This window comes from Streptomyces sp. NPDC058741 (genome assembly GCF_042746715.1).
Classification (GTDB): Bacteria; Actinomycetota; Actinomycetes; order Streptomycetales; family Streptomycetaceae; genus Streptomyces.
This window is the reverse complement of sequence record NZ_JBHYQH010000022.1, coordinates 83,303-109,731: the sequence shown is the minus strand read 5'-3', so window position 1 is coordinate 109,731 and position 26,429 is coordinate 83,303. Positions and strand designations below refer to the sequence as shown.

The window sequence follows — 26,429 nt, the reverse complement described above, 5'->3', positions numbered from 1 at the left end:
GTGTCTCCTCCCGCCGCGGGGGGGCGGGGGCCGCGGGGCCCCAACACAAACACGCCGCCCCCCCGCGCCTCCCACGGGGGATCAGCCGCTGCCGTAGCGGCGCTCGAAGGCCGCGACCCGGCCCTCCGAGTCCACCGTGCGGGCCTTGCCCGTGTAGAAGGGGTGGCTCTCCGAGGAGATCTCCACGTCCACGACCGGGTAGGTCTCGCCGTCGTCCCACTCGATGGTCTGCTCGCTGGTCGCGGTGGACCGGGTCAGGAACGCGTAGCCGGCGGCGCGGTCGCGGAAGACGACGGGGTGGTAGTCGGGGTGCTTGTCCTGCTGCATGGATGCTCCTCGGACGGCTCGGGCCGGGCTTGCGGTCAGCCGGGCAGGGTGTCCTCGTCGACGACGTGGACGGCGGCCTCCTCCGCCGACGCCGCTGCGCCGTCGATGCCCACGTCCGTGGCGACCAGCGCGCTCTCCTCGTCCTCGTGCGCGCCCTCGTCGGGTGCGACGAGCCGGCCGGAGCGTGCGGCGCCGACCTCGTTGTCGAGGAGCTCCCCGTCGGTGCCCGCGCAGTCCCCGAGGCCGTCACCGTCCTGGGCGGCGGCGTCGGGAAGCTCCTCGGCGAGCCGCTGGTCCAGGGTCTCGCCACGCTGCCGCTCGGCCGCCGTGACACCGCGGTGCTCCACGGCCCAGGGCCGCTCGGGAGGGGACCAGCCCCGGTCGAGGGGATCGTCCACGCCGTCGTGCTCCAGGGTGTCCTCGGCGTCGAGCAGCCCCGTGTCCTCTCTCTGCTCGTCCTGGTCCGGCTGGTAGACGTCGTCTCCCCAGCCGTCGGAGCTGTTCACGGGTACCTCCAGGGGGTGGGGACGGGCCCGCTCCTCATCGGGGCCCGCGCGGGGCCGCCTCCGCACGGAGCACCGGCGCCACCCGTCCCCGGACCGCTGCCGCGGTTCTGCGGGCGTTCCCCGAGCCGGTGCCTGCTTCCAGCCTTCCACCGTGTCTCGGGACCACGCAACGCCACGCAGCGGAAGGCCCCACCCCCCGTTCCGGAAGGCCCCACACCCTTTCTCACCCGTGCCAGGACCGCCACAGCGCCGCATACGCCCCGCCCGCCGCGACCAGTTCGTCGTGGCTGCCCAGTTCGCTGATCCGCCCGTTCTCCACGACGGCGATGACATCGGCGTCGTGCGCGGTGTGCAGCCGGTGGGCGATGGCGACGACGGTGCGTCCGTCCAGGACCCGGGCCAGGGAGCGTTCCAGGTGGCGGGCGGCCCGCGGGTCCAGCAGGGACGTCGCCTCGTCCAGCACCAGGGTGTGCGGGTCGGCCAGCACCAGCCGGGCCAGTGCGATCTGCTGGGCCCGGGCGGGTGTGAGGGCCAGCCCGCCCGAACCGACCTCGGTGTCCAGGCCGTTGTCGAGGTCCCGGGCCCAGCCGTCGGCGTCGACCGCGCCCAGCGCCGCCCACAGCTCGGCGTCATCGGCGCCGGTCCTGGCCAGCCGGAGGTTGTCGCGCAGGGAGCCCACGAAGACGTGGTGCTCCTGGTTGACCAGCGCCACGTGTGCGCGGACCCGCTCGGCGGGCATCCGGGACAGCTCGGCGCCGCCCAGGGTGATCCGGCCGTCCCGGGGCGCGTAGATCCCGGCGAGCAGCCGCCCCAGCGTGGACTTGCCCGCGCCCGACGGCCCGACCAGGGCCAGCCGGGTGCCGGGGGCCACCTCCAGGGACACCTTGCGCAGGACGTCCACGCCCTCCAGGTAGCCGAAGTGCACCCGGTCGGCCCGTACGTGGCGGCCCTCGGGGTCCACCGCGGGGTCACCCGCGTCCGGCTCGATGTCCCGGACCCCGACCAGCCGGGCCAGCGACACCTGCGCGACCTGCAGTTCGTCGTACCAGCGCAGGATCAGCCCCACCGGGTCGACGAGCATCTGGGCGATCAGCGCGCCGGTCGTGAGCTGGCCGACGTCGATCCAGCCCCGCAGCGCGAACACGCCGCCGATCAGCAGGACCGAGGCCAGCACGGTCACGTGGGTGACGTTGATGACCGGGAAGAGCACCGACCGCAGCGACAGCGTGTAGCGCTCCCAGGCCGTCCACTCCCGGATCCGCTGCTCCGACAGCGCGATGCGCCGGCCGGCGAGGCGGTGGGCCTCCACGGTGCGCCCCGCGTCCACGGTCTCGGCCAGCGTTGCGGCCACGGCCGCGTACCCGGCGGCCTCGGAGCGGTAGGCACCCGGCGCGCGCCGGAAGTACCAGCGGCAGCCGGCGATCAGCAGCGGCAGGGCGACCAGCACGGCGAGCGCGAGCGGCGGCGCCGTGACGACCAGCCCGCCCATCAGCAGCACGACCCACACCACGCCGATCGACAGTTGCGGCACGGCCTCGCGCATGGCGTTGGCCAGCCGGTCGATGTCCGTCGTGATCCGCGACAGCAGGTCGCCGGTCCCGGCCCGTTCCAGCACGCCGGGCGGCAGCCCGACCGAGCGGACGAGGAAGTCCTCCCGCAGGTCGGCCAGCATCCGCTCGCCCAGCATCGCGCCGCGCAGCCGCACCTGCAGGACGAAGAGGGCCTGGACGGCCAGCGCCGCCAGGAAGAGCCCGGCCGTGAGGCCCAGGCGCACGTCGCCAGTGCCGTCGGCCACCCGCTCCACCAGCGAGCCCAGCAGCCACGGGCCCACCATCGAGGCCACGACCGCGACCGTGTTGACGGTGACCAGCAGCGCGAACGCCCGGCGGTGCCGGCGCAGCAGCTCGGCCGCGTAGGCGCGCACGGTCGCGGGGGCTCCGACGGGCAGGGTGTGCGCCGTCGTCGGGGCCGCAGGGTCGTAGGCCGGTGGCGCGACGCCGATCATGCCGTCTCCTCGATCTCTTCCAGTGCCCGCAGCACGTCGTCGTGCACCGCGTCCTCACGCCGGGCGTCCGTCGGAGCGGCCGGACCGCCGGCCGCGGCCTCGGCGTCGGTCTCGCGCGTGACCACCGCCCGGTAGCGGGGCTCGGCGTGCACCAGTTCGCGGTGGGAGCCGACCGCCACGACCTCGCCCTCGTACAGGAAAACGACCCGGTCTGCGACGTCCAGCAACAGCGGCGAGGTGGTGAACACCACGGTCGTGCGCCCCGCCCGCACCTCCCGGACGCCCTGGGCGATCCGGGCCTCGGTGTGCGAGTCGACGGCCGACGTCGGCTCGTCCAGTACCAGCACCCGGGGGTCCGTGAGCAGCGACCGGGCCAGTGCGAGCCGTTGGCGCTGACCGCCGGACAGGGACCGGCCGCGTTCGGTGATCCGCGCGTCCAGGGGGTCGGCGGCGTCCAGCGACCCCTGCACCAGCGCCGCCAGCACGTCGTCGCACTGCGCGGCGGCCAGCGCGGCCCGGGGCTCGACGGCTCCGGAGGCGGGGACGTCGAGCAGCCCGCGCAGGGTGCCCGAGAGCAGGACCGGGTCCTTGTCCTGGACCAGGACGGCCGTACGGGCGCTGTCCAGGGGGAGTTCGTCGAGCGGCACCCCGCCCAGCAGCACGGAGGTGCCCGCCCGCGGGGGGTGCCCGCCCAGCCGTTCGGCCAGCCGGCCCGCCGCGTCAGGGTCCCCGCACACCACGGCGGTCAGCGAGCCCCCGCCGGCGAGCAGCCCGGTCTCCGGGTCGTACAGATCACCCGAGGGGAGACCGTCCGGGCGCGTCCCCGCGCTGTCCGTGGCCCGCTCCAGCGCCAGCACGCCCGCGGCCCGGGTGGCGGAGGGCCGGGAGAAGGAGTACGCCATGGCGATCTCCTCGAAGTGCCGCAGCGGATACGTGAGGACCATGATCGAGCTGTAGACGGTGACCAGTTCGCCCACGGTGATCTCGCCCTGGCCGGCCAGCCGCACACCGTGCCAGACGACGGCGATCAGCAGCAGCCCTGGCAGCAGGACCTGGATCGCCGAGATCAGCGACCACATCCGGGCGCTGCGCACGGCGGCGTGGCGGACCTCCTGGGAGGCACGGCGGTAGCGGTCGAGGAACAGCTCCTCCCCGCCGATGCCGCGCAGCACGCGCAGGCCCGCGACGGTGTCCGAGGCGAGTTCGGTGGCGCGTCCGGCCTTCTCGCGCTGGGTGTCGGCACGGCGGGTGGCGCGGGGCAGCAGGGGCAGCACGGCGAGCGCCGGCACGGGCAGGCCGACGGCGACCACCACGCCCAGCGCCGGCTGGTACACGAGCAGACCGGCGCAGACCAGCACGACGGTGGCCAGGGCCGCGGTGAACCGGGACAGGGCCTCCACGAACCAGCCGATCTTCTCGACGTCGCCCGTGGAGACCGCGACCACCTCCCCCGCCGCCACGCGCCGGGTCAGCGCCGAGCCCAGCCCGGCCGCCTTGCGGGCCAGGAGCTGCTGGACGCGGGCGGCGGCCGTGATCCAGTTGGTGACGGCGGCGCGGTGCAGGAAGGTGTCCCCGATCGCGCTGCCGGCACCGGCCAGCGCCAGCAGACCGCCCGCGAGGGCCAGGTGCGACCCGGAGCGGTCCACGACGGCCTGCACGGCGACACCGACGCCGAACGGCAGCGCGGCGACGGACGTGAAGTGCACCAGTCCCCAGGCCAGCGACTTGAACTGGCCGCCCAGCTGGTTCCGGAACAGCCACCACAGGAAGCGGGGCCCGGAACGCGCGTCCGGCACGCCCGGGTCGGGATACGGAAGGTCTTGGATCTGCATGACGTCCCAGTGGCTCGTGTCAGGGCAGGGGAGGGGGTGCGGCCGGCCGCAGCAAACCGTGACAGGTTCGCGGCGGTGCGTGGTCGATGGCAAACGGTTTTCCACCCAGGGGCGGGAACCGGCCGACGGGATCCCCGACGGGCGTGTCCGGCTGGGCGGGTGCGCTGTGCGGAGACGGCCGGGATCCCGTGGAGCACCGCTCACGAGGAGACGGTCGGTCACGTCCCCGCTCCTCGGCGACGGCCGTCCGCACCGCGTCGAGGTCTCCGTCGCCGGCCTCCCCGAGGGGCGGAGCGGCCGAAGCGCACCGGTCAGCGTCCTCGTCCGGCAAGGCGAGCACCGCGCGCAGAAGACCGACGGGCTCGAAGCGCTCCGGAGGGACGGGGGTCGACGACCCAGCTGGGGGTGCGCACGGGGGAGCGCCTGCGGTGGTGAGGAGGCCCGCGCGGTACGGATGACGCGCGTCGGGCAGGAAGCGCCTCGTGGCAACAGGCGCGCTTGCCGGGGAGATTGACGCGTTCCGGCGGGGCGCGGGCACCGCTCCTGGAGGAACGAGTGGTGCCCGCGGGCCACCGCCCGGCCCGCGTCCGTCAGCAGCGCTCCACGGGCGCTCCGTCGACCAGCGTGTCCAACAGCCCTCCGAGCGCCGCGCGCTGGTCCTCCGTCAGGGGGGCGAGGATCTCCTCCGCAGCCGACCTGCGCGCGGCCCTCAGCTCGCGCAGCGCGGCCCGCCCGTCGTCGGTCAGTTCGATGCGGATCACCCGCCGGTTGTCCGGGTCGGGGACCCGCCGCACCTTGCCGCTCGCCTCCAGTCCGTCGACCAGCGTCGTCACGGCGCGCGGCACCACTTCCAGGCGCTCGGCCAGGTCGGCCATGCGCGGCGGCGAGCCCCAGTGCGCGAGGGTGCGCAGCAGGCGGGACTGGGCCGGGGTGATGCCGAGCTCCCGCTGCTCCAGGTGGCGCTTCTGGATGCGGTGCACCCGGCGCGTGAGCCGCAGCAACTGCTCGGCGAGCAGGCCGTCGGAGTCGGGCGTGGTCATGCGGGGACACTATCAGGACGCCGTTCATTGTGAGTATAGGTAACAATGAGCTACGATCCGATCCGTCCTGCCGATCCGGCCGTACCGCCCCCGAAGGAGCCCATGCGTCCCGACCGCGAATCCTCCTGGACCCCGCCCGACGGCATGCAGGATCAGCCCCGGCAGGTCCGTCGCATCCTGAGACTCTTCCGTCCCTACCGGGGCCGCCTGGCGGTCGTCGGTCTGCTGGTCGGCGCCTCGTCGCTGGTCTCGGTCGCCACGCCGTTCCTGCTGAAGGAGATCCTCGACGTCGCGATCCCCGAGGGGCGTACGGGCCTGCTCAGTCTGCTCGCCCTCGGCATGATCGTCGGCGCGGTCCTCACCAGCGTCTTCGGTGTGCTGCAGACCCTGATCTCCACGACGGTCGGCCAGCGCGTCATGCACGACCTGCGCACCGCCGTCTACAGCCGGCTGCAGCGCATGTCGCTCGCCTTCTTCACGCGCACGCGCACGGGCGAGGTGCAGTCCCGCATCGCCAACGACATCGGCGGCATGCAGGCCACGGTCACCTCCACCGCGACCTCCCTGGTCTCGAACGTCACCAGCGTGGTGGCCACGATCGTGGCGATGATCGCCCTGGACTGGCGGCTGACCGTCGTGTCGCTGGTGCTGCTGCCGGTCTTCGTGTGGATCAGCCGCCGCGTCGGCGACGAACGGCGGAAGATCACCACCCGGCGCCAGAAGCAGATGGCCGCCATGGCCGCCACGGTCACCGAGTCGCTCTCCGTCGGCGGCATCCTGCTCGGCCGCACGATGGGCCGCTCCGACTCCCTCACCAGCACCTTCGCCGACGAGTCCGAGGAGCTCGTCGACCTGGAGGTCCGCTCGAACATGGCGGGCCGCTGGCGCATGGCGGTCATCACGATCGTCATGGCCGCGCTGCCCGCCGTCATCTACTGGACCGCCGGTCTCGCCCTCCAGCTGGGCGGCCCCCAGGTCTCCATCGGCACCATCGTCGCCTTCGTCTCCCTCCAGCAGGGCCTGTTCCGCCCGGCCGTGAGCCTGTTGTCGACCGGGGTGCAGATCCAGACCTCGCTCGCTCTCTTCCAGCGCATCTTCGAGTATCTCGACCTGCCCGTCGACATCACCGAACGCCCCGATCCTGTCCGCCTCGACCGCGTCAAGGGCGAGATCCGCTTCGAGAACGTCTCCTTCGGCTACGACGCCCAGGCCTGCCCCGTCCTCGACGGCATCGACCTCGCCGTCCCGGCCGGCGGCAGCCTCGCCCTGGTCGGCCCCACCGGCGCCGGCAAGTCCACGCTCGGCTACCTGGTGCCCCGCCTCTACGACGTCACCGCAGGCCGGGTCACCCTCGACGGCGTCGACGTCCGCGACCTCGACTTCGACACGCTGGCCCGCGCGGTCGGCGTCGTCTCGCAGGAGACCTACCTCTTCCACGCCTCGGTGGCCGACAACCTGCGCTTCGCCAAGCCCGACGCGACCGACGAGGAGCTGCACCGGGCGGCGAAGGCCGCGCAGATCCACGACCACATCGCGTCCCTGCCCGACGGGTACGACACGGTCGTCGGCGAGCGTGGCCACCGCTTCTCCGGGGGTGAGAAGCAGCGCCTGGCCATCGCCCGCACCATCCTGCGCGACCCGCCCGTGCTCGTCCTCGACGAGGCCACCAGCGCCCTGGACACCCGCACCGAGGCCGCAGTCCAGGCCGCTATCGACGCCCTGTCGGCGAACCGCACCACCATCACCATCGCCCACCGGCTCTCCACCGTCCGGGGCGCCGACCAGATCGCGGTCCTCGAAGCGGGGCGCGCGGTAGAGCGCGGCACACACGAGGAACTGCTCGCGCGCGACGGCCGGTACGCCGCGCTCGTACGCCGGGACGCCCAACTGGAACCGACAAGATGAAAATATGCCGGGTTTGTGACGGTATGGGGGTTACCGTGCCCGCATGGAGAAGAACACTCCGCCACAGAGCACGATTCGACTGACGCGCCGGGGCCGCATCGCCCTCGTCGCGACCGGAGCCGTCGTGGTCGGTACCGCCGTGGCGGTGCCGCTGCTGACCCTGGCGCCCGAGAAGGACAGCCGGCCCACGACCCTGGTCGTCCCGGAGGGCTGGCGGGCGAGCCAGGTCTACGCCGCCGTCGACAAGGCCCTCGCCCTGCCCGCGGGCAGCACGAGGAAGTCCCTCCCCAAAGCGATGCTGAAACTGCCGAACGACGCCGAGGGCAATCCCGAGGGCTACCTCTTCCCGGCCACCTATCCGCTCCAGGAGAGGGCGACGCCCGAGAAGCTCCTGGCGCTGATGGTCGACACGGCCAACGACACGTTCAACGGCGCGCCCATCGCGGCCGGGGCGCAGCGCAACGCCATGAACGTCTACCAGGCCGTCACCATCGCGAGCCTCGTCCAGGCGGAGGCCCCCACCAAGGCCGACATGGGCAAGGTCGCCCGGGTGATCTTCAACCGCCTGGAGCGCGGCATGCCGCTGCAGATGGACTCCACGATCAACTACGCCCTGAACCGCTCCAGGCTCCGCACGACGGCGGACGACACCCGCATCGACAGCCCCTACAACTCCTACCAGCGCATGGGGCTGCCGCCGACCCCCATCGACAACCCCGGCGAGGAGGCGATGCGCGCGGCCATCAACCCGACCCCGGGGGACTGGCTCTACTTCGTCACCGTCCGCCCGGGCGACACGCGCTTCACCGCGGACTACGCCCAGCACCAGCGCAACGTCGCCGAGTTCAACGCGCAGCAGAAGAAGAGCGCCGGCAAGCAGGCGACCGGGTAGCGGTGTGGGGCCGCGTCACGCGGCGAGCGGCCGGTGCTCCAGCAGGCGCCTGATGTCCCGTACCGCGGCGCGGCCGGCGCGGTTGGCGCCGATCGTGCTGGCCGACGGGCCGTAGCCGACGAGGTGGACGCGCGGGTCGGCCGCGGCGTGCGTGCCCTCCATGCGGACGCCGCCGCCCGGGCCGCGCAGCCGCAGCGGGGCGAGGTGGCCGATCGCGGGGCGGAAGCCGGTTGCCCACAGGATGACGTCCGCATCGACGTGCCGGCCGTCGTCCCACTCCACCCCGTCCGCCGTGATCCGGTCGAACATCGGCCTCCGGTCGAGCACACCGTCCTCGATGCCCTTGCGGACCGCGTCGTTCAGCGGCAGCCCGGTGACGGAGACGACGCTCCTCGGAGGCAGCCCCCGCCGCACCCGCTCCTCCACGAGCGCGACGGCGGCGCGCCCGGCGTTCTCGTCGAAGGATCCCTCGCGGAAGACGGGCGGGCGCCTCGTCACCCAGGTCGTGGTCGCGGCGTACGGGGCGATCTCCAGCAGATGCTGCGTGCCCGAGGCGCCGCCGCCCACCACGACGACCCGCTGCCCGGCGAACGCCTGCGGCCCGGGGTACCGCGCGGTGTGCACCTGCCGGCCGCGGAAGGTCTCCTGGCCCGGACAGCGCGGCCAGAACGGGCGGTCCCAGGTGCCGGTCGCGTTGATCAGAGCCCGCGCCGACCACACTCCGTCCGCGCTCTCCACCAGCAGCCGCCCGTCCGCGCCCCCGCGCACGGCACGGACGTCGACCGGCCGCCGCACCCGCAGGCCGAAGGCGCGCTCGTAGCGGTCGAAGTACGCGCCGATCACCTCGGACGACGGCCGTGCCGGGTCCGCGTCCGTGAGCTCCATCCCCGGCAGCGCGTGCATCCCGTGCACCGTGCCGTACGTCAGCGAGGGCCAGCGGAACTGCCACGCCCCGCCGGGCCCGGGGGAGTGGTCCAGCACCACGAGGTCGCGGTCCGGCTCGAAACCGGACCGCCGCAGGTGACAGGCCGCGGCCAGACCGGCCTGGCCGGCGCCGATGACGACCACCTGGACCTCGCGCGAGTCGTTCACGCTTCTACCAACTCTCCCGAGGGCGTGGATCTTCCCGGGTGCCTCCCCGGCGAGTGCGTCAGGATGGGGGCATGTCAGATGTCTTCACCACCCGAGTCCTGAACGTCGCCACCGGTTCCACCGAGCGGGTCGCCGACATCACCGGCGACTGCGCGTCGTTCCTGCGCGAGGCCGCCGCCGGCCGCGACGGCCTCCTGAACGTCTTCGTCCCCCATGCGACGGCCGGGATCGCGGTCCTGGAGACGGGCGCCGGCAGCGACGACGACCTGCTGGCCGCGCTGCACACCCTGCTGCCCGCCGACGACCGCTGGCAGCACCGGCACGGCAGCCCCGGTCACGGCCGCGACCACGTCCTCCCGGCCATCGTCCCGCCGCACGCCACCCTCCCGGTCATCGACGGCAGGCTGGAGCTCGGCACCTGGCAGTCGGTGTGCCTGGTGGACACCAACAAGGACAACCCGGACCGGAAGGTGCGGCTGAGCTTCCTCGCCTGAGCGCGGCCCGCTTCCTTGGCTGAGCGCGGTCCGCCGGTCCGCCGGGCCGGTCGTGCCGGGGTGCGGGGCTCGGGGGCGCTCGCACGCCGTGACGCCTGACGCGGATACCCGTATTGTCATCAATGCGAGATTTTCCACTCGCGCAGCGGACACATCACCGGCGCAAGAGAGGCGAGCGTGGTTCGGTCCGGCGAGGAATCCCGGCCGGCGGGTCGTGCGACACAGGGCACGGGGCCCGCCCGCCTTCGCGAGCGGTTTCTGCAGGGCGAGGCGGTCGGGACGGGCGTGCGGGCGTCCATCCTGAACTCGTGGCAGCGCTGCCGGTCCCTAGGCCTCTCGCCGGACCGTGCCGATCTGCCCTACACCGACGACTTCGATCCCGGTGGCCGCATCGTGCGCGCGGCCGTGCCGGTGCTCGACCGGCTGCAGGCCGAGTTCTCCGGGAGCCAGGTGAACATCTCGGTCGCCGACGCCGACGGGACGGTCCTGCTGCGGCGGTTCGGAGACCCGGCGATGGTCAGGAACCTCCCGCCGATCCAGGTCGTCCCGGGCTTCGTCTTCGCCGAGCAGGTCGCCGGCACCAACGGCATCGGACTGGCCCTGGCCGAGCGGCAGCTCATCCACGTCTACGGCGCCGAGCACTTCGCGGAGCGCTCCCAGCGGAGCGCCTGCGTGGCGCTGCCCGTGCGTGACCCGCTCAACGGGCGGATCGAGGGTGTCCTGTGCTTCGGCTATCCCCACGGCTTCGAGCACCCCGCGCTCGGCATCGCCATCCGCCAGGCGGCCGAGGGCATCGAACGGCGGCTGCTGGGCCAGAGCTCGGCGCACGAACGGGCGCTGCTGCGGGCGTACCTGACCGCCGGGGCCGAGGCCCCTGGTACCGGTGCTGCCGGTGCCGATTCCGGTCGCCTCGTTTCGGCGGAGGCGCTCGCGCGCGAGTTCCCTCCGCGTGATCAGGCGCTTCTGATGGAGAAGGCCGCCGAGCTGATCTCCCGCGCACAGCGGGCCGCCGTCGACGTGGTGCTGCCGGACGGTCGGCGGGTGACCCTCGTGAGCCGTCCGATGGCCGACGCCTCCGGAGCGCGGGGCTTCGCCGTCGAGGCCGTGCTGTCGGACTCCCCGGCGGGGCCATCCCTCCTGCTCCCGCGTCAGGCGGTGACACCTCCCGCCCCCGTGTCCGTCCCGCTTCCCACCCGCCCGACGCTCACCCTGCCCGCCGGGCTCCTGGGAGCCGGTCCCGCACCGGTCGTCCCGGCCGACAACGGGCGGCGGGCTGCCGAGCCGCCCGGCTCTCCGGGCGGTGACGCGTCTCCCGCGGAGCGCGGCGAAACCGGCCGTGCCGGTGGCCTGGGCGGTGGGGCGGGCGAAGCGGCTGCGGCGAAGCCGCCTGCGGGTGGGGCAGCCCCAGAGGCGTCCGACGTACGTCCGAAGACCTCCGAGCGCGGCTCTCACCCCTCCGACCCTGCCCGGCTGTCTTCCGAGCGGGGCCCGGACACTCCTGACCGTGCCCGGCTGTCTTCCGAGCGGGGCCCGGACACTCCTGACCGTGCCCGGCTGTCTTCCGAGCGGGGCCCGGACACTCCTGACCGTGCCCGGCTGTCTTCCGAGCGGGGCCCGGACACTCCTGACCCTGCCCGGCTGTCTTCCGAGCGGGGCCCGCACCCCTCTGACCGAGCCCCGCAACCTTCCGAGCGCGGCCCCCACACCCCCGACCGCGCCCCGTTGCAGCCCGACCGCGACCCCCTCGCCCCCGGCAAGACACCTGCCACCCCCGGCGACACCCCGTTGATCCCCGACGCCGGGCCCTTGACCCCCGACGCAGGGCCGCTGACGCCCCGGGACCGTCCCGCCTCCGCGTTTCCGGCGCGTGGGCTGCTCATGGTCGGGGAGCCGCATGTCGGGGCCTACGCCCTGGCCGCGCGGCGGCGCCTCGAGCTGCTGTCCGAGGCCAGTGCCCGGATCGGGACCACCCTGGACGTGCGCCGTACCGCCGAGGAGCTGGCCGAGACGGCGGTGCCGCGGCTCGCCGACTTCGTCACCATCGACCTGTCCGACGCCGTCCTGCGGGGAGAGGAGTCCGCCGACCCCCTGGCCGACCTGCGCCGCACGGTCGTGCACGGCGTCCGCGAGGGCCTGCCCTTCACCCCGCCGGGCGCACGCATGGACTACGGGCCGACGGCACCGCAGCTGCGGTGCCTGACCGGCGGCGAGGCGGTGCTGGAGCCGGACCTGGAGGCGGCGGCCGGCTGGCTGGCCCAGGACCCCGAGCACACCGCACGCCTGCTGAGCCACGTCCGGTCCCTCGTCGCGGTGCCCCTGCGCGCACGCGGGGTCGTCCTGGGCGTCGCCGGTTTCTACCGCGCCGGGAGCTCCTTCGGCGACGACGACCGCTCGCTCGCACAGGAACTCGCCACCCGCGCCGCCCTGTCCATCGACAACGCCCGCCGGTACACCCACGAGCGCGCCATGGTCCTGGCCCTCCAGCGCCGGCTCCTGCCGCACGGCCTGCCCGACCAGGACGCCGTCGACGTCGCCCACCGCTATCTGCCCGCCGAGTCGGACGTGGGCGGGGACTGGTACGACGTCATCCCGCTCTCCGGCGCCCGCGTCGGCCTCCTCGTCGGCGACGTCGTCGGCCACGGCATGCTCTCCGCGGCCACCATGGGCCGGCTGCGCACCGCCGCCCGCAGCTTCGCCGAGCTCGACTTCCCGCCGGACGAGGTCCTCACCCACCTCGACAACCTCGTCGGGCGCCTGGACCGGGAGGACCCCGACGGCCAGGGCGCCGGCGTGATCGGCGCGACCTGCCTGTACGCCGTGTACGACCCGGCCGCGCAGCGGTGCCTGATGGCCCGGGCCGGTCATCCGCCGCCCGCGCTGGTCCACCCCGACGGCACCGTCACCTACCCCGACCTGCCCGCCGGTCCCCCGCTCGGCCTCGGGGGCCTGCCCTTCGACGCCGTCGAGGTCGACCTGCCCGAGGGCAGCCAGCTGGTGCTGTACACCGACGGGCTCATCGAGGACCGGCACCGCGACGTCGACGAGGTCCTGGACCGTCTGAGCACCGCCCTGGCCCACCCGGAACGCGCACCCGAGGAGACCTGCCGGGCGATCCTGGACGCCGTGGCGCCCGCGCACCCCTGCGACGACATCGCCCTGCTCGTGGCCCGCGCCCACGCCTTCGACCCGGACCGGATCGCCGCCTGGGACCTCCCCGCCGAGGACCCGGCACTCGTCGGAGAAATCCGGGCCTGCGCGACGCGCCGCATGGCCGACTGGGGCCTGGAGGAGACCGCGTTCGCCGCCGAGCTGATCCTCAGCGAGCTGATCACCAACGCCATGCGGCACGGCACCGGTCCCATCCGGGTCCGGCTGCTGTACGGCCGCACCCTGATCTGCGAGGTCTCCGACGCCAGCAACACCGCCCCGCACCTGCGCCGGGCGGCCACCACCGACGAGGGCGGGCGCGGACTGTTCCTCGTCGCCCAGCTCTCGCGGAGCTGGGGCACGCGCTACCTCCCCGAGGGCAAGGTCATCTGGGCCGAGTGCGGGCTGGACGCGGCCTGACCCACCCACCGGGTGAAGGAGACCGCGCACCGTGGGCCGACGCCGCCGGCCGTCGACGTCCCAGCGGACGAAGAGTGCCCGAAATGCTGTAATTTGACAGGGTGCGCGACGCCTCTGACACGCCGACGAAGGCTGCTTCGCCCCTCGGGCCGGAGCCCCTGGTCCGGATCCGCGGGCTCGGGAAGCGGTTCGGCGGGACCGTCGCGCTCGCCGGGGTCGACCTCGACATCCACGCCGGCAGCGTCCTCGCCCTCCTCGGCCCCAACGGCGCCGGGAAGTCCACGCTCATCAAGGTGCTCGCCGGCGTCCACCACGCCGACACGGGGCAGATCACCGTGGCCGGCGAACCCCTCGGCAGCCACGCCGCCACCCGCGGCATGTCCTTCATCCACCAGGACCTCGGACTCGTGGACTGGATGACGGTCGCCGAGAACATCGCCCTGACCACCGGCTACGGCCGCCGGAGCGGGCTGATCTCCTGGCGGCGCACCCGGGAACGCTGCGTCGGTGCCCTGCGGACCGTCGCCGGGCACCTCGACCCCGACGCGGAGGTCTCCGCCCTCGCGCCGGCCGACCGCTCACTGGTCGCCGTCGCCCGGGCCCTGGCCGCCCGCGCGAAGGTCGTCGTCCTCGACGAACCGACCGCCCGGCTGCCCGCCGCGGACAGCGCACGGCTCTTCGGCGTCCTGCACGACCTGCGCGACCGGGGCCACGGCCTGCTCTACGTCAGCCACCGCCTCGACGAGGTCTACCGGGTCGCCGACACCTTCGCCGTCCTGCGCGACGGCCGGCTCGTCAGCCACGGCCGGCTCGCGGGCCACCGCCCCGCCCGGCTGGTGCGCGACATCGTCGGCGAGGAGGCACCGCAGCCCGTCCACCGCCCCGCGCGGGACCGCGTGGCCGCACCGACCGTCCTGGCCCTCGACGGAGCCCGCACCACCCGGACAGGCCCGGTCGGTCTGCGCCTCGCCGCGGGTGAGGTCCTCGGCCTGGTCGGCCTCTCCGACGCCGGTCACACCGACCTGGGCCGCGCCCTCGCCGGCGCCCTGCCGCTCCTGGGCGGGCGGGCCGCGCTGCTCGGACGGCCGTACCGCCCCCGCACGGTCGCGGACGCCGTCGCCCGCGGTGTGGGCTTCGTGCCGGGCGACCGGCTGCGGGAGGGCTGCCTGCCCGAACTGACCGTCCGGGAGAACCTCCTGGCCAACCCCCGCGCCGGAGGGGCGCGAGCACCGCGCTGGATCGGCCCCCGGGCCGAACGCGCCAGGGCCGCCGCCCTGATCGACCGGTTCTCCGTGCGTCCCCGCGACAGCGAGGCACCCCTCGCCACCCTGTCCGGCGGCAACCAGCAGAAGGTCGTGATCGGCCGCTGGCTGCGCACCGATCTGCGGCTGCTCATCATCGAGGAGCCGACCGCGGGCGTCGACGTCGGCGCCAAGGCCGCCATCCACCGCCGGCTCGGCGAGGCGCTGGAGGCGGGGATCGCGGTCCTGCTGCTGTCCACCGACTTCGAGGAGGTCGCCGACGTGTGCCGGCGCGCCCTGGTCTTCGTCCGAGGGGCCGTGACGGCCGAGCTGAGCGGCCCGGACCTCACGGTCGCCGGGCTCACCCGGGCGGCCTCGGCCCTGCCCCCGGCCGCCGCCGGACAGCCGTGACGACCCCGGTCCGGCACCGGCGACGCGCCGGGCGCCCGCACCGCCCGGCCGGCCACCACGTCGGCGCCTACGGCCTGCTCGTCCTCACCGCCCTGCTCTACCTGGCCTTCTCCCTCGCCCTGCCCGACACCTTCCCCACGCTGGACACCGTCGACGCGATCCTGTCCAGCCAGTCGATCCCCGCCGTCCTGGCGCTCGCCGCCATGGTCCCCATCGTCACCGGGGCGTTCGACCTGTCCATCGGCTACGGTCTGGGCCTGGCCCACGTGATGGTGATGCAACTCGTCGTCCACCAGGACTGGCCCTGGCCGCTCGCCTGCCTCACCGTGATCGCCGGCATGCTCGGCGTGGGCGTGCTCAACGGCGTCATCGTCGAGTTCGGCCGGATCGACTCCTTCATCGCCACCCTCGGCACGGGCAGCATGATGTACGCGGTGACCGGCTGGATCACCGACGGCGGGCGCATCGTCCCCGGTCCGCAGGGCCTCCCCGCCGCCTTCACGGACCTCTACGACTCCTCGTTCCTCGGCCTGCCGGTGCCCGCCTTCTACGTGCTCGCCCTCGCGGCCGTCCTCTGGCTGCTGCTGGAGCGCCTGCCGCTCGGCCGGTACCTGTACGTCGTCGGCTCCAACCCGCGCGCGGCCGACCTGCTCGGCATCCCGACCCGCCGTTACACCGTCTACGCCTTCGCAGCCTCCGGTCTGATCGTCGGCTGCGCCGGGGTGCTGCTCGCGGCGCAGCAGCAGATCGGCAACCCCAGCGTCGGCCTCGACTACCTGCTGCCCGCCTTCGTCGGCGCCCTGCTCGGCTCCACCGCGATCAAACCCGGGCGGCCCAACGCCCTCGGCACGGTCGTCGCCGTCGCCGTCCTGGCGGTCGGGCTCACCGGCATCGCCCAGCTGGGCGCCGAGTTCTGGACGGTGCCGCTGTTCCACGGCGGCACCCTGCTCATCGCCGTGGGCCTCGCCGGCTACGCCGCCCGCCGCCGCATGCGCGGCGGTGCCGCCGCCCGCGACACCCCTGCCGCCCCGCCACCGCCCCCCGCGGTTCCGGAGGGGGGTACGGCACCGCCCTGACCCGCGGCGCATCCCGCCGTGTCGACCCCCTCACTGGAGTTCCCCGTGTACAGCATCCGCAGCGCCGCCGCAGTCCGCACCGGGCGGCTCGCCTCCTGTGCCCTGCTGGTCACGGCCGCAGCCCTCACCGGGTGCGAACGTGGTTCCTCGGGCGGCCCGCAGGAGACCGCCACCGGCACCGGCGGCTGTCCCGCCGTCCAGGACCGGGCCCGGGAAGCGGTCCGGAAGGCGGAGCGGGCCGACATCCCCTGGGGCGGGCCCACCAGCGGCCCGGAGGCGGCCTCGGGCAAGTCCCTCGTCTACGTCGCCCAGACGATGACCAACCCCGGTGTCGCCGGCGCCGCCGACGGCGTGCGGGAAGCCGCCCGGGCCATCGGCTGGACGGTCCGCGTGATCGACGGCGGAGGCACCCCGGCCGGCATCCAGGCGGCCATGAGCGAGGCCGTGGCCCTGCGCCCCTCGGGCATCGTCGTCGGCGGGTTCGACCCCGACTCGACGGCCCGCCAGGTGGCGCGGGCCGGCGCGCGCGGCATCCCGCTCGTGGGCTGGCACGCGGTGGCCTCGCCCGGCCCCGGCGAGCAGCCCGGTCTCTTCAGCAACGTCACCACCCGGGTCGAGGGCGTGGCCCGCATCAGCGCCCAGTGGATCATCGCCGACTCGAACGGCCGCGCCGGGGTCGTGCTCATCACCGACGCCTCGATCCCCTTCGCCCGCAACAAGTCCGACCTCATCGAGAAGGAGCTGAGGAGCTGCCGGGGCGTGCGGCTGCTGGCGGTGGAGAACATCCCGATCCCGGACGCCGGCAGCCGCACCCCGCGGGAGGTCTCGTCGCTGCTCTCCCGGTTCCAGGACCGGTGGACCCACTCCGTCGCCATCAACGACCTGTACTTCACCGACGCCGCCCCGGCCTTCCGCGCGGCCGGCGAGAAGGGTTCCGGCCCGCCCTACAACATCGGCGCCGGCGACGGCGCGCCCTCCGCCTTCCGGCGCATCAACACCGAGCAGTACCAGGCCGCCACCGTGCCCGAACCGCTGGCGCTCCAGGGCTGGCAGATCGTCGACGAGTTCAACCGCGCCTTCTCGGGCCGCCCCGCCAGCGGGTACGTGGCCCCCGTCCACATCGCCACGGCACGCAACAGTGACGGCGCCTCGTCCTGGGACCCCACCGGCTTCCGGGAGGCGTACCGGGAGATCTGGGGGAGGTGACGGGACGTCACGTGACCATCCCTTCATGTGTACGACGGCGACGTAGTGGTGATCGGCGGCGGCTACGCCGGTGTCCGGCTGGCGATGCGGCTGGACGGCACGGCCCGGGTCACGCTGGTGGACCGCAAGGAGGTCTTCTTCCACCGCGTCGCCTGCCTGCGCGCCGGGATCCGCCCCGAGCGGAGGAACACCCCCTCCATCCCGTACGACCGGTTACCGGCCCACGGCCGGGTGACGACGGGCAAGGCCGTCCGGATCGACACCACGGAGCGGCAGGTCGTGCCCCGCCACCGGCGAGCGGCTGCCGTACGACGGGTCGTGATCACCACCGGCGCCGACTGTCCCGAGCCCGCCCGCTCCACCGGCACCACCGAGGAGGCCGCCACGTCCTTCGCGGAACGCCAGCGCGAGGTCGCCGCCGCCGGCCACGTCCTCGTCGTCGGGGGCGGCCCCGGCGGCGTCGAACTGGCCGCCGTGATCCGCCTCGCCCGCCCCGGCGCCCGGGTCACCCTCGCCCACTCCGGGCCCGCCCCGCTCCCGTCCGCGGGCAGCACGCGGCCCGGGCTCAAGGCCCTGGCCTGGCTCGAGTCCCACGACGTCCGGACGTGACGGCGAACTCCCGCCCTCCTGGGAGTCCGTGTCGATCAGGGCCATGCCGGGACGGCACGCCACGGTCCGCGCCACCAGACCCGCCCTCCGCGCACCGTGAGCGGTCGCACGCCGTACAGTGTGGCCGCCGCTGCCCCGGCACCACTCGTTCTCCCCGCCACCGCCGGAGCCGGGCCCGCACCCCCCGGCGACTGACCGCCCCGTGCGGCGCCGGCCCTCGCCGGGAGGCGGCGGCCGGGGCCGGCGGTGATCGAGTGGTGGGGCCGGTGAGCCGGGCGTACCGTCGAACGGTGGACACCGCAGGCAGCAGCCCGCAGCCGGCCTCCCCACAGACGACCACCACCGGGAAGCCCGGCGGTGGCGGACACGCGATGGCACTGTTCGTCATCGCCTCGTGCCAGCTGATGGTGGTCCTCGACATCACCATCGTGAACATCGCGCTGCCGCACATCCAGAGTGCGCTGCACTTCTCCACGACCAGCCTGTCCTGGGTGGTGAACGCCTACACCCTCACCTTCGGCGGCCTGCTGCTGCTCGGCGGCCGGGCCGGCGACATCCTGGGCCGCCGGCGCGTGTTCATCTTCGGCGTCCTGCTCTTCGTGCTCGCCTCCCTGCTCGGCGGGTTGGCGCAGAACTCCGGCCAACTCCTCGGCGCCCGCGCCCTGCAGGGCGTCGGCGGCGCCATCGCCTCCCCGACCGCCCTCGCCCTGATCAGCACCACCTTCCGCGAGGGGCCCGAACGCAACCGCGCCTTCGGGGTGTTCGCCGCGGTCTCGGCCGGCGGCGGCGCGATCGGCCTGCTCGCGGGCGGGATGCTCGTGGAGTGGCTCAACTGGCGCTGGGTGCTGTTCGTCAACGTGCCCATCGGCCTGCTGATCGCGCTCGCCACCCCCCGCTGGATCAAGGAGTCCGAACGCCACCCCGGCCGCTTCGACATCGCCGGCGCGCTCACCTCCACCGCGGGCATGGTCCTGCTCGTCTACGGCTTCATCAGGGCCGCCCAGGACGGCTGGCGCGACCCGTTCACCCTCGCCTCGTTCGCCGGGGCGGTCGCCCTCCTGGCCGCCTTCATCCTGATCGAGCGGCGCTCCAGACAGCCCATCACGCCGCTGCACATGTTCGCCGACCGCAACCGCGCGGGCACCTACGGCATCATGCTGTGCCTCGCCGCCGCGATCTTCGGCATGTTCTTCTTCCTGACGCTCTTCGTGCAGAACGTGCTGGACTTCAGCCCGCTCCAGGCGGGCCTCGCCTTCCTGCCCGTCAGCGCGGTCATCGCCATCGGCGCGGGACTGGCCTCCCGGTTCCTGCCGGTGTACGGGCCCAAGCCGTTCATGGTGCTGGGCGCGATCCTGGCGGCGGCCGGGCTGGCCTGGCTCACCCTGACGGACGTCGACTCCACGTACGCCGGCAGCGTCCTCGGCCCGATGCTCGTCTTCAGCCTCGGCATGGGCATGGAGTTCGTGTCGCTGACCCTGATGGCGCTGTCGAACGTGCCCGCACCGGAGACCGGCGCGGCCTCCGGCCTCCTCAACGCCACCCAGCAGGTCGGCGGCTCCCTCGGCCTGTCCATCCTGGTCACGATGTTCGGCACGGCCAGCACCAACGAGACGGAGAAGCAGGTCCAGAACTTTCTCCAGCAGGCCACCCCCGCCCAGCGCCTCGGCTTCGAACGCACCGGGCAGCTGCCCAAACCCTGGTCCGACGAGATCCTCACGGCCGGTGTCTCCGCCGCGTTCGTCATGGCCGCGATCTTCACCGCCGCAGCCGCGCTGATCGCCCTGTTCGTCATCCAGGTCCGACCCTCCGACCTGGAACGCCTGCAGGGCGGGACGACGCCCTCCGGCCCGGGCTGAGACCACCGGCCCTGCGGCATACGGGAACCGGGTCCTGCCCGTGCGGCCGAGCGGGCCGCCGCCACGCGGCCGCGGGCGACGAGGGTCTGGATCAGGATGCCGACGGCGAACCACGGGGCGGGTTCCGCGCCCTCCACCCGGTCGGCGATGCCCAGCCCCTCCCGTACCAGGTTCTCGGCCTCGGCCAGGCAGCCCCGGCGTAGCGGAGGTACGCGGAGAGCGTCCGGCCGAGGGGCAGATGGGAGCCGCGCCAGCCCTTGGACTCGCACTCGGCCATGCCCCGCGCGAACAGTTCCTCGGCCCGGCGCGGCTGGTCGCCGTACATGAAGACCAGGGCCACGGAGACGGGAACCTCGAAGCCTCGGTTCTCGTGGGTCCAGCTCAGCCCGCCGCGCAACGCCTGCTCCGCGTAGGCCAGGGCCTTCCACCGGGGCTCGCCGCACATCATGGCGTCCCAGGCGCGCAGGCCCAGGATGTACCGCTCCTCCAGGCCGCGGCCGGTGAGCGGGTCGGCCAGCCGGGCCAGCGAGCGAGAGCGGGCCGCGGAGTCCCGCTCGTCGGTGCGGAACGCGCTCCACACGAAGTGGTCGGCCTGCATCCGCAACCGGATCCGGGGATGACCGGCCCGCTGCGCCTCCTCGGCGGCCACCGTGGCGGCATCCGCCATCCGGTCCGTGTGGGCCAGCGCCTGGGCCAGCCGGTACACCATCGACGCGCGCAGCTCGGGCTCGATGCCGGGCCCGGTGAGCGCCTCCCGCAGATGCACGACCGCGGCCATGGGCTTGATGAGGAAGGTGGCGCAGGCGAGTTCGTGCAGCAGTACGGCGCGCAGCTCCGGCAGCGGGGGTTCCTGCAGGGCCCGTTGCAGCATGCGCCGGGTCGCCTCCGGGGCGCCGGAGTGCAGATACTGGCGGGCCGCCTGCCGCAGACAGTGACCGCCTCGGTGCTGCCCTCGCAGGGCACGTCCAGCAGGTGCGGGGCCGCGGCGGCGGGACCGTACCCGGCCGCCCGGACGGCCTCAGCCGCCGCGTCGTGCATGCCCTCCCGCAGACCCGGCCTGATGGACCGGTAGATCGTCGTGGCGATCAGCGGGTGCACGAACTCCAGGGTGTCCCCGGGCCCGCCGCCTTCGGCCAGGATCCGGGCGGCGCGCAGCGTCTCCGTCGCCTCGGCCGCCGCCGTGCCGCCGATGGCCGTGACGCGGGCGGCCAGCTCCGGCGGGACGGCCCGGCCGAGGACGGCCGCCGCGTAGGCGAAGCGGACCGTGGTGGTGCCGAACCCGTGCAGGCGCGCGGTCAGCCCGGGTCCCTGCCCTCGGTCTTCCTCACGCCCCAGGTTTTTCTCTTTTTCCGCAAGTCCTCTTTTTCGAAGACGTGTCGATCACTCGGCGCCCGTCGGCAGCGGCGGTTCCGACGCGGCGAGCCGCAGCTCCTCCTCGGTGAGGAGGCGGGAGCGGATCAGGAAGCGGACGCCCTCGGGGGCCTCCAGGGAGAAGCCGCTGCCGCGCCCGGGCACCACGTCCACGGTGAGGTGGGTGTGCGACCAGTACGCGTACTGGTCGGCACTCATCCAGAACGGGACGTCCCCCGCGACCCGTCCCAGCAGGACGTCCGAGGCGCCGACCCGGAACTCGCCGCGCGGGTAGCACATCGGGGCGCTGCCGTCGCAGCAGCCGCCGGACTGGTGGAACATCACCGGCCCGTGCGCCGCGGTCAGCCGCCGCAGCAACTCCTCGGCGGCTGGCGTCAGCTCGACGCGGGCCGTGCGGGTGGTGGCCGGGGGCTCGGGGGCGGGACGGTCGGGCATGTGATCCCCTCCGGACTGTGTCTCACTCCGGCGGCGCCGGATCCCCACCGTAGGCCGGGACCCGGCGCGGTGGGAACGCCGTGTGAGGCTTCGGTTTCCGCCGCTCCCGGGCCGGCCGGTGGCTACAGCAGGTCCCGCGGCACCTTCTCGGTCCACTTCCGCACGTCCTGCAGGCCCAGCGTCTGTTCGGCGGCCCGGACTAGCTGCTGGTGGCCACCGCCGACCTGGCCGCCTTCCAGCAGCTCCACGACCAGCGCCTCGCCCGGCTGCCCGGCGTGCAGCGCCTCACCTCCACCCTCGTGATGGAACACGTGGTGGACGGCCGCCCGCTGCCCGCGTAGCGAGCGGCCGGCGGCGTCGCACCGGGCGGTCCGGTGAGGGAGACCCTCGACCTGCCCGGCGCCGTCCTCGCCGTGTCCTCGAGGGTATGGGCCGCCCGGTACGTGTCCGCCCACGGGCTCCCGCCGGGTCGCCGAGGCCGCCTTCCGGAGCAGGAGGGAGGAACGCCACCGCGGACCTGCCCGTTAGCCAGGGGCACGCCCACATCACCGAACAGAGGAGCATCGTGCCCGACACGACCACCGCCCTGCCCACCCTCCCGGCCCTGACCGCACAGGCCGAACGGCTGATCGAGCTGGGGGTGCACGAGATCGCCGGGCTGTCCGCCGGGGAGGTCCGGGCCTTCGCGGCCGGGGCCGAGGGCGACGGTGCCCTGCTGGCCGTGCACCCCGGCAGGGCTCCCGCCTCCGCCCTCGCCCCGCTGCTGCGCCGCGACGCAAAGCCGGGCTTCGTCGTCGTCGACATGGCCGACGTCGACGCCTTCGCACCCGACGGCGGCGTCGAACTGCCCGGCGCCCCCCTCTACCTCGTCACCGGCGTCGACCGCGGCGACCACCTGTCCGGCTGGAGCCCCGAGGAGGCGCTGCCCGTCCTCAACCGGGACGGCCGCACCCCCCTGCTGCTCAGCGAGGGCATCCACTGGGTGCTCCAGCAGCCGCAGGCCCTGGAGCGCAACCGCTGCTTCATGACCATCGGCTCCCGGCTGCGCAAGGCGGACGGCAGGCTGGACGCCCGCACCCCGGCCATCTGGATCAGCAACGGCACGGGACGGGACGGCCGCGACCGCCGCGGCGCCCCCAAGGTCGGCTGGTGCTGGTGGAACAACCGCCACACCTGGCTGGGCTTCGCCTCGGCGACGGGCCGCAGCGCCTGAGCCGGACCCCTGCGAGCAGGCCGGTGGGGCGGGCGGCCCGGGCCGCCCGCCCCACCGGTGCGGGCGTCAGAACCTGGGACGCGGGGCCCGCGCCTGGACCAGTTCCGCGGCCTCCCGCTCCGTCTCCACGGACGGAGGGGAGCCCGCCAGCGGCTTGTTCGCCGTCTCGCGCATGCACAGCACGGCGATGACGCCCACGGCAGCCGCGCCGGTCGCGTAGTACGCCGGCATGAGCGTGGAGTCGAACGCGCTGATCAGCGCGGTGATCACGAGCGGTGTCGTACCGCCGAAGACGGAGGTCGCCAGGTTGTAGGCCACCGAGAGGGAGCCGTAGCGGACCTGTGTCGGGAAGATCGCCGGGAGCGCCGCCGACATCGTGCCGAGCATCATCACCAGCGACAGCCCCATCATCAGCAGCCCCAGCACGACGAGGACGACGCTGCCCTGCCGGATCAGCAGGAACGAGGGCACGGACAGGAAGAGGAAGCCCAGCATCCCCGCCATCAGCAGCGGCTTGCGCCCGAAGCGGTCCGAAAGCCGCCCCACCTGGTTGATGACGCACATCTGCAGCACCATCACCAGCAGCAGGATCAGCAGACCGTGGGTGGTCTCGTACCCCAGCTCGTCCGACAGGTACGTCGGCATGTACGACAGCAGCATGTAGTCGGTGATGTTGTACGCCGCCACGAGCGCGAGGCACAGCAGCAGCGGGCGCCAGAACAGGGTGAAGATCCGCCCGAGGTCGGCGGTGGCCGACGTCTCCACCGCCTCGGCGGCCTCGGTCGCCTTGGCCGTGCCCCCCTCCAGCTTCCGGAAGGCGGGCGTCTCGTCCAGCTTCAGCCGCAGGTACAGGCCGATGAACCCCAGCGGGGCCGCGACCAGGAAGGGGACGCGCCAGCCCCACTGCAGCATCTGGCCGTCGCTGAGCAGGCTCTCCAGGACGACGACGAGACCGGAGGCCCCGACGTAGCCGGCCAGCGTGCCCAGCTCCAGGAAGCTGCCGAAGAACCCGCGCCGCCTGTCCGGCGCGTACTCCGCGATGAAGGTCGACGCTCCGCCGTACTCCCCGCCCGTGGAGAACCCCTGCACCAGCCGGAAGAAGATCAGCAGGGCCGGGGCCCACAGGCCGATCACGGCGTGCGAGGGGATCAGGCCGATGGCGAACGTGCCCACCGCCATCATGATCATCGTCAGCGAGAGGATGCGCTTGCGGCCGACCTTGTCACCGAGCGGCCCGAAGACCATGCCGCCCAGCGGACGCACCAGGAAAGCCACCGCGAACGTCGCGAACGAGCTCAGCAGCTGGGCCGTGTCGTTGCCGGACGGGAAGAACACCTTCCCGATCGTCACGGCCAGATAGCTGTAGATCCCGAAGTCGTACCACTCCATCGCGTTGCCGAGCGCGGCCGCCTTCGTGGCGCGCCGGACCGCCGCCTCGTCGGTCACGGTGATGTCGCTGCGGCGCAGCCTCGGATTCCGCCGCTTCTCCATCGCCCGGAACAGCACCCGGTGCCGCCGCACCGCCGCGGGATCCACCGACCCGTCGTTGTCGGGCACGTCGTTCCTCTCGCCGGTCGTCCTTACCAGCACAACGCCTGCACAGATCCGGCGCGCTCAAACGAACCCGTTCGCGCGGCGTCCGGCCGACCACCGCGCGTCACGCGGGTACCCCGGAAGGAGACGCGCGTCCGTCCGCCGTACCCCGCCGAGCACGCCGCCGGGTGTGCTGATGCGCTGGTGGGGAACTGGACAGGGCAGAGCGCGCGCCTGGTGAGAGGAACTCCTGTGACAGCATCAGCGCCGGGCGGCCGGGACCAGGAAGCGCAGGCCGGGCACGAACCGGACCCCCGCCGGTGGAAGGCCCTGTGGGTCACCCTGGTGGCCGGTTTCATGAGCCTGCTGGACGTCTCGATCGTCGCGGTCGCCCTGCCCACCATCCAGCGGGAGCTGCACGCGTCCGCCGCGGAGGTGCAGTGGGTGGTGTCCGGATACGCACTGAGCTTCGGCCTGGCCCTTGTCACCGCCGGACGCCTCGGCGACGCACTGGACCGGCGCCGCATCTTCCTCCTCGCCCTCAGCGGCTTCGTGCTGTTCAGCGCGGCGTGCGGAGCGGCCCCGAACATCACCCTGCTGGTGGTGGCCCGCCTCTGCCAGGGCCTGGCGGCCGGCTTCATGGCCCCGCAGAACTCGGCGCTCATCCAGCAGATGTTCCGGGGCGGTGAGCGGGGCCGGGCGTTCGGCCTCTTCGGCGCCACCGTCGGGATCTCCTCCGCCGTCGGACCCCTCACCGGCGGCGTCATCCTCGCGCTCGCCGACGGCGGCCAGGGCTGGCGGTGGATCTTCTACGTCAACGTGCCCATCGGCGTCCTGGCCGTCCTGCTCGGCCGACGCCTGCTGCCCCGCACACCGCGCTCGGGCCGGGGCCACGTGGACGTGCCGGGCGTGCTGCTCCTCGGCTCCGGGGTCCTGGCCCTGATGTATCCGCTGGTCCAGGCGGAGTCCGGCGGCCTGAGCCGGCTGTGGTGGCTGTTCCTCGCGGGGGCCGCGCTGCTCGCCCTCTTCGCCCGGTGGCAGTACCGCCTCGTCGCCCGGGGCAGGCAGCCGCTGCTCGACCCGCGGCTTTTCACCACCGTGCGCGGCTACGCCGTCGGCGCCGGCATCGGCACGCTGTACTTCGTCGGCTTCAGCGGCATCTGGCTGGTCTTCGCGCTCTTCTACCAGCACGGCCTCGGCTTCTCCCCGCTGCGGTCCGGCCTCGCCGTGACGCCCTTCGCCCTCGGCTCGGCCTGCGCGTCCGTCGTCTCCGGGCGGCTGGTGGACCGGCTCGGGCGGATGCTCACGGTGGGCGGCCTCGCGGGGGTGCTCCTCGGCCTGGGCGGCACCGCGCTGCTGCTCCGCCTCGCGCCCCTCGACATCGCGCCCTGGGTCGCCGCCCCGGCCCTGTTCGTGGGCGGCCTGGGCAGCGGCTGCGTGATCTCGCCGAACATCACCATGACACTGCGGGACGTGCCCGTGCACATGGCGGGGGCGGCGGGCGGAGCCCTGCAGACGGGCCAGCGGCTCGGCGCCGCCGTGGGCACCGCCGCCCTGCCCGGCCTCTTCTACCTCGTGCTCAGCCGGGGCGACGACTACCGGGAGGCCCTCGTCATCGCCCTCGGCGCCGCCCTCACCGGCATGCTGGCGTCCCTCGCCCTCGCGGCGTACGACTGGCGGCGCGACCGGCGCAGCGGGGAACCGCACCGCACGTGTCCCGACGACGTCGCCCACAACCCCGTCCACGCCCGCCACTCCTGACCGCCGCGGCGGCATCGCCGCGGGTCCCCTGCCGAACGCCGTCATCGGGCCCCGCGG

20 protein-coding genes and 1 pseudogene are annotated in these 26,429 nt (G+C 74.0%); 12 read left to right on the top strand and 9 right to left on the bottom strand.

Annotated features, from left to right (window positions below; translation table 11 throughout):
• Window positions 1-81: 81 nt before the first annotated feature.
• The 5 genes from ACFW6P_RS19540 to ACFW6P_RS19520 all read right to left on the bottom strand — a co-directional run bounded on the left by ACFW6P_RS19540 (window position 82) and on the right by ACFW6P_RS19520 (window position 5,710).
• A complete protein-coding gene (locus tag ACFW6P_RS19540) occupies window positions 82-327 on the bottom strand; it encodes a type B 50S ribosomal protein L31 (RefSeq protein WP_386354130.1) in 246 nt (81 codons plus the stop codon).
• A gap of 35 nt (window positions 328-362) precedes the next feature.
• Entirely contained in the window at window positions 363-833 is a 471-nt protein-coding gene (locus ACFW6P_RS19535) for a DUF5709 domain-containing protein (RefSeq protein ID WP_386354128.1), read from the bottom strand.
• A gap of 223 nt (window positions 834-1,056) precedes the next feature.
• Complete coding sequence (locus ACFW6P_RS19530) at window positions 1,057-2,838, bottom strand: ABC transporter ATP-binding protein (RefSeq protein ID WP_386354126.1); 1,782 nt, start codon at window positions 2,836-2,838, stop codon at window positions 1,057-1,059.
• Window positions 2,835-4,670: an ABC transporter ATP-binding protein gene (locus tag ACFW6P_RS19525; RefSeq protein WP_386424236.1), complete on the bottom strand. Its 1,836-nt coding sequence runs from the start codon at window positions 4,668-4,670 to the stop codon at window positions 2,835-2,837. Before ACFW6P_RS19525 ends, ACFW6P_RS19530 begins: the two co-directional genes overlap by 4 nt.
• A 590-nt stretch (window positions 4,671-5,260) precedes the next feature.
• Window positions 5,261-5,710 (bottom strand): MarR family winged helix-turn-helix transcriptional regulator, encoded by a 450-nt coding sequence (locus ACFW6P_RS19520; protein WP_386354122.1) that lies wholly within the window; start codon window positions 5,708-5,710, stop codon window positions 5,261-5,263.
• A 102-nt stretch (window positions 5,711-5,812) separates the two neighbouring features.
• Between ACFW6P_RS19520 and ACFW6P_RS19515 the strand changes: the two genes are divergently transcribed.
• Window positions 5,813-7,615, top strand: a complete 1,803-nt coding sequence (locus ACFW6P_RS19515; protein ID WP_386354120.1) for an ABC transporter ATP-binding protein — start codon at window positions 5,813-5,815, stop codon at window positions 7,613-7,615.
• A gap of 43 nt (window positions 7,616-7,658) precedes the next feature.
• Window positions 7,659-8,507 carry an endolytic transglycosylase MltG gene (gene mltG / locus ACFW6P_RS19510; RefSeq protein ID WP_386354118.1) on the top strand — a complete coding sequence of 283 codons (849 nt, stop codon included), beginning with the start codon at window positions 7,659-7,661 and terminating at the stop codon, window positions 8,505-8,507.
• 15 nt (window positions 8,508-8,522) lie between these two features.
• On the opposite strand, the gene ACFW6P_RS19505 is transcribed toward mltG, so the two are convergent.
• Window positions 8,523-9,599, bottom strand: a complete 1,077-nt coding sequence (locus ACFW6P_RS19505; RefSeq protein ID WP_386354116.1) for an NAD(P)-binding domain-containing protein — start codon at window positions 9,597-9,599, stop codon at window positions 8,523-8,525.
• 71 nt (window positions 9,600-9,670) lie between these two features.
• Here ACFW6P_RS19505 and ACFW6P_RS19500 point away from each other — a divergent pair, with 71 nt between their 5' ends.
• The 7 genes from ACFW6P_RS19500 to ACFW6P_RS19470 all read left to right on the top strand — a co-directional run bounded on the left by ACFW6P_RS19500 (window position 9,671) and on the right by ACFW6P_RS19470 (window position 20,059).
• Entirely contained in the window at window positions 9,671-10,093 is a 423-nt protein-coding gene (locus ACFW6P_RS19500) for a YjbQ family protein (protein WP_386354114.1), read from the top strand.
• A gap of 177 nt (window positions 10,094-10,270) precedes the next feature.
• Window positions 10,271-13,660 (top strand): SpoIIE family protein phosphatase, encoded by a 3,390-nt coding sequence (locus ACFW6P_RS19495; protein ID WP_386424234.1) that lies wholly within the window; start codon window positions 10,271-10,273, stop codon window positions 13,658-13,660.
• A 101-nt stretch (window positions 13,661-13,761) separates the two neighbouring features.
• Complete coding sequence (locus tag ACFW6P_RS19490; RefSeq protein ID WP_386354110.1) at window positions 13,762-15,312, top strand: sugar ABC transporter ATP-binding protein; 1,551 nt, start codon at window positions 13,762-13,764, stop codon at window positions 15,310-15,312.
• Window positions 15,309-16,388 (top strand): ABC transporter permease, encoded by a 1,080-nt coding sequence (locus ACFW6P_RS19485; RefSeq protein WP_386424232.1) that lies wholly within the window; start codon window positions 15,309-15,311, stop codon window positions 16,386-16,388. Before ACFW6P_RS19490 ends, ACFW6P_RS19485 begins: the two co-directional genes overlap by 4 nt.
• A gap of 45 nt (window positions 16,389-16,433) precedes the next feature.
• Entirely contained in the window at window positions 16,434-17,594 is a 1,161-nt protein-coding gene (locus ACFW6P_RS19480) for a substrate-binding domain-containing protein (RefSeq protein WP_386424231.1), read from the top strand.
• A 27-nt stretch (window positions 17,595-17,621) separates the two neighbouring features.
• Window positions 17,622-18,203, top strand: a complete 582-nt coding sequence (locus ACFW6P_RS19475) for an FAD-dependent oxidoreductase (protein WP_386354106.1) — start codon at window positions 17,622-17,624, stop codon at window positions 18,201-18,203.
• A 371-nt stretch (window positions 18,204-18,574) separates the two neighbouring features.
• The gene (locus tag ACFW6P_RS19470; RefSeq protein ID WP_386354155.1) at window positions 18,575-20,059 is read left to right on the top strand and encodes an MFS transporter; all 1,485 of its coding nucleotides are present in this window, start codon (window positions 18,575-18,577) and stop codon (window positions 20,057-20,059) included.
• Between the two features lie 91 nt (window positions 20,060-20,150).
• On the opposite strand, the gene ACFW6P_RS19465 is transcribed toward ACFW6P_RS19470, so the two are convergent.
• Window positions 20,151-20,930 carry a hypothetical protein gene (locus ACFW6P_RS19465; RefSeq protein WP_386354104.1) on the bottom strand — a complete coding sequence of 260 codons (780 nt, stop codon included), beginning with the start codon at window positions 20,928-20,930 and terminating at the stop codon, window positions 20,151-20,153.
• 509 nt (window positions 20,931-21,439) lie between these two features.
• Window positions 21,440-21,865 carry a DUF779 domain-containing protein gene (locus tag ACFW6P_RS19460; protein WP_386354103.1) on the bottom strand — a complete coding sequence of 142 codons (426 nt, stop codon included), beginning with the start codon at window positions 21,863-21,865 and terminating at the stop codon, window positions 21,440-21,442.
• A 155-nt stretch (window positions 21,866-22,020) separates the two neighbouring features.
• Here ACFW6P_RS19460 and ACFW6P_RS19455 point away from each other — a divergent pair.
• Together ACFW6P_RS19455 and ACFW6P_RS19450 are read left to right on the top strand one after the other, a co-directional pair.
• Window positions 22,021-22,206: pseudogene (locus ACFW6P_RS19455) on the top strand (Lrp/AsnC ligand binding domain-containing protein); the annotation flags it as partial.
• Window positions 22,207-22,430: 224 nt separating this feature from the next.
• Complete coding sequence (locus tag ACFW6P_RS19450; protein ID WP_386354101.1) at window positions 22,431-23,078, top strand: DUF5701 family protein; 648 nt, start codon at window positions 22,431-22,433, stop codon at window positions 23,076-23,078.
• 66 nt (window positions 23,079-23,144) lie between these two features.
• Here the strand turns inward: ACFW6P_RS19450 and ACFW6P_RS19445 are convergent, their stop codons facing one another.
• Window positions 23,145-24,635, bottom strand: a complete 1,491-nt coding sequence (locus tag ACFW6P_RS19445; RefSeq protein WP_386354099.1) for an MFS transporter — start codon at window positions 24,633-24,635, stop codon at window positions 23,145-23,147.
• A gap of 228 nt (window positions 24,636-24,863) precedes the next feature.
• Here ACFW6P_RS19445 and ACFW6P_RS19440 point away from each other — a divergent pair, with 228 nt between their 5' ends.
• Window positions 24,864-26,372, top strand: a complete 1,509-nt coding sequence (locus ACFW6P_RS19440; RefSeq protein ID WP_386354097.1) for an MFS transporter — start codon at window positions 24,864-24,866, stop codon at window positions 26,370-26,372.
• Window positions 26,373-26,429: the final 57 nt, after the last annotated feature.